This window comes from Fervidicella metallireducens AeB, from assembly GCF_000601455.1.
Taxonomy (GTDB): Bacteria; Bacillota; Clostridia; order Clostridiales; family Caloramatoraceae; genus Fervidicella; species Fervidicella metallireducens.
Genome location: NZ_AZQP01000143.1, coordinates 1 through 955, shown reverse-complemented (window position 1 = coordinate 955; position 955 = coordinate 1). Strand labels below are relative to the sequence as shown.

Annotated in this window: 1 protein-coding gene; it reads right to left on the bottom strand. The window is 34.5% G+C overall.

Annotated features, from left to right (window positions below; all coding sequences use genetic code 11):
* Positions 1–642: 642 nt before the first annotated feature.
* The coding region (locus Q428_RS14175; RefSeq protein ID WP_035382086.1) for an integrase core domain-containing protein at positions 643–955 on the bottom strand (313 nt) is incomplete at its 5' end.

Below are 955 nucleotides of genomic sequence, written 5' to 3'. Positions count from 1 at the left end.
GAACCTCTTGAAATAGATATCAATGTCTTTTTTGTCTATGGTTAAAATATTGGGCATAGGAAAAATTTATGCTGTCTCTTATCCTTTATATATCTGCTCCATAATTTATTTTTCCTTTTAATGGATATACTATTAATTCTTTGAACAAAACTTATACGTCCTTTAGGTATAGTTTCTGTTCATCAGACCAGAGCTTTGCCGCCGACTTCCTTCAGATTCCACCTCACGGTGGACACCCTTGTCTTAAGCTAACGGTTGGCACTATCAACCCCCGTATCGGACTTTCACCGACAAGATTACGCCCATGCCGGGCACACTTTTATAACCCCCAGTGTAAAAGCTTGAGGTTTTGCTTTTGGGCAAAAAAAAGAAAGACGATCATCCGAAGACAACCGACTTCCCTTGTTTTGTTGTTATTGCTTAAACATTCCCATTGCTCTTTTTGTTGCTAAAGCCTTAATTTTGATTTGTGTATCTTTTGAATTCTTCGTATTAAATGCTTGTAAAATCTGATTCAAATTGGCTTTAATTATATTCGCTATTTCTGCTATGTAATCAATGAAATCATTGCTTTTATTAATAACTGAAACTCCAATGAAAGTGGACCTATGTCAATATTGTAAACACTAAAACTCAAATTTTTTATGCTGATTTTATAGCATTATCTTCACATTGCTGAGGGGTAATGTACCCAATGCTGCTGTGGATTCTCTTTCTGTTATACCATGACTCTATATATTCAAATATTGCCAGTCTTGCAACATTAAAATCATAGTAGGTTACTAAGTTAACTTCTTCCTTTTTTAGGGCAGCATGAAAAGACTCCATACAGGCATTATCATAGGGATTTCCCTTGGAACTGAATGATTGAATGAATTTAATTTTTGATATATATTCTGCAAATTTAGAGCTTGTATACTGTGCTCCTAAATCACTGTGTAATATAACTTGCTTA